This window comes from Ruegeria sp. PrR005 (assembly GCF_010500245.1).
Lineage (GTDB): Bacteria > Pseudomonadota > Alphaproteobacteria > Rhodobacterales > Rhodobacteraceae > Ruegeria_B > Ruegeria_B marisflavi.
Genome location: NZ_JAAGOX010000040.1, coordinates 1 through 2,367, shown reverse-complemented (window position 1 = coordinate 2,367; position 2,367 = coordinate 1). Strand labels below are relative to the sequence as shown.

The window sequence follows — 2,367 nt, the reverse complement described above, 5'->3', positions numbered from 1 at the left end:
ACTCTCCTGCAACTCAAGAGAATTGAATCAGCAGCCAAAGCATCGCTCAAGCAGAGTTTTTCAACAGTATCTCCGCATCTGGGACGTCGGAGGCATCAGTGCCGAACGGCAGCTGCCTGCAGGAGCGGTCGTTCAGGCACCAAAGCGGACGTGGCCGCGCGGTCCCGTCGCGTCGAATGGCTTCTGAACGCGGCTTTGCAGACATCTGACAAAAGCGGTCAGATGTCTCAGAAGAGCCCGAAGCGGTCAAACATGCAAACCGCAGCATCGATCGCGTTGTGCAGAAAGCCAGTAATGAGTTGATCGAGTGGTGGGTACTTACGATACGCGCCGAACTGCGCCGCTGCCTACATCAGCGTGAATACACCAACCCCAATAGCAGCGAGCAAAAATAGAGCGGCAGTGCCCAGAAAGAAGCTCCGCCCAGCATGCAATTTGGACATTACTTCTTCTTTACTTCCAAAGAAAACGGGTATCCCAAGAGTCCTGTACGGGGCCGGGAATAGGCAGTTACCCTTTAGCTTGCCAACCGCCCAAACACTGTCGCCGACTCTCAACAGCCATGCGTCGACCCGACGAAATCGATCCTCGGGCATCTTGCCATATTTCAAAGCCAACTCGACCTCCCGCGAGGCCCGGTTAATCAGCATCTCCCGGACCAAAAATGCCGGGACACCTGACGGGGCGGGACGAGATTGCGACAGGGCGTTGGCCAGTATGTCCACATTCAACTTCTCCGAGAGTTCGCCGGACAGGTTTGGAAACCCGCCCAATCGGACTACACCGTCCTTCGTTCTTATGTCCGACGGCACCTGAAACACGCCTTCATAGCGCAGCGGTTTGTCGTCTTCATATCTGCGCTTTCTTGCCTCGCTACGTGTTCTGTCGACGCTCGCCTCGGTGCTGAGTACGCGAAAATGACAGGCCAGAATGTCATGACTAATTTTATGCTCAGATATCGATTGCCCGCCAATGGCGCACCAGGTGCCCTCGCGCCCTTGGCCATCCGATCGGGCGACCATGCGGCGCAGACGCCAATCGCGGATGACAGGCGCTAGTATCGCAAGCATACAGGCGAATAGAAGCGGTGGCAGCCAAAGCAGCCCAGAGTTCGGGCCCAGCCACAAATAGGCCCCTGTTGTTGCCAGGAAGATCAGCCAGTAAGGCGCGGCGCGAACAGCGCGGTGGGCGATCGCTCTGGAAAAGCTGATGTCGTTGGACAAGTTGTGCCTCTTCTTGCGTGGTATCTTATGCCACCGAAGCTATTGGATCCAGCCTTTCCAAAGTCAGTGCCGTTGGTGGCCAGACTGCCGCTTAGAACCTCCTTGGGCGATACAATTCGATTCAAATGATGGCTTAAAGTGCGAAGTGAAGGTTCGGTCATTTGTTCGACGCCCTCTGGGAGTCAATGAGTATAGTAGCAAGTGAATCTTTTTAGCGAACCGGGGGGACTTAAATGAATTTGTCGACTTGGACACTTGCGATGGAAACAGCAGCCGCGTTTGGTGTCATATTGACGATGCTGTTTGTGGGCCTCGAACTTCGGCGATCCAACATTGAAGCCAGCCTCTCGAACACCAGAGACCAACTGACAATGCTCAGTACGTTCAAAGCCGTAACAAATGACCAATATATGGCCGATCTCGTGCAACGTGGTAGAGCAAGCTATACCGATCTGAACGCAAGCGAAAAAATTGCTTTCGGGCTGTATCTTGAACAGGGCATTCACGCCTCTATGGCGGTCTACTACCACTCAGGAAGGGACATCACCGATGCCCAGGCCTCCATGCAATCTTCCGAGAGGCACTTGAAGGCTATACTGGATCACCCAGGCGCGAGGGAATGGTGGGTCGAGAACCGACAAAGTTCACCACTAATTGATTTCGGGAGAAGACGAGTTGATGACATTCTGGGCACTTGAAGGAGGCTCGAAAACTGGCACCTTTCAAGCTGGAGCGAACTTTACCTATTTTTTGCTCGACGTTCTGACCAATAACCGCGTTGTTTTGCAGCTCAGTCATAGGTCTCCGAAAACTTGCTGCGCTGTGTGTGAACGGCCGCTTTTCTTGGCGCGTCGCGGCTCACAACTCCGGCCCATTCAATTGCTGCATATGCGAGTGTCGGATGCGTAGCACTTCCGGATTGGGCTCAAAGCGGTCAACTGATGGTTTTGGTCAGGTGACTGCTTTCCCAGGCTTACCGGTCATTCATGACGGGCGAAACGCTGCTTCCGGCGGTAACGACCGCTTCTGGCGAAAGCAGACCTTTGCCAGGTCAGGTCCTATGTCCGAGTTGCGGACTTTCCAGACCTCCGACTGGTCGGTTTCAACTGGTGCGAACGGCCCTTTCCTGACTTTCATCACAGGC

At 54.3% G+C, this 2,367-nt stretch carries 2 protein-coding genes; one reads left to right on the top strand and one right to left on the bottom strand.

Annotation, left to right across the window (positions count from 1 at the left end):
* Positions 1 to 347: 347 nt before the first annotated feature.
* On the bottom strand, positions 348 to 1,223 hold the full coding sequence (locus tag G0P99_RS17285; RefSeq protein WP_164131734.1) for a hypothetical protein: 876 nt from the start codon (positions 1,221 to 1,223) through the stop codon (positions 348 to 350).
* A 260-nt stretch (positions 1,224 to 1,483) separates the two neighbouring features.
* Here G0P99_RS17285 and G0P99_RS17280 point away from each other — a divergent pair, with 260 nt between their 5' ends.
* Positions 1,484 to 1,921: a hypothetical protein gene (locus G0P99_RS17280; protein ID WP_164131733.1), complete on the top strand. Its 438-nt coding sequence runs from the start codon at positions 1,484 to 1,486 to the stop codon at positions 1,919 to 1,921.
* Positions 1,922 to 2,367 lie beyond the last annotated feature (446 nt).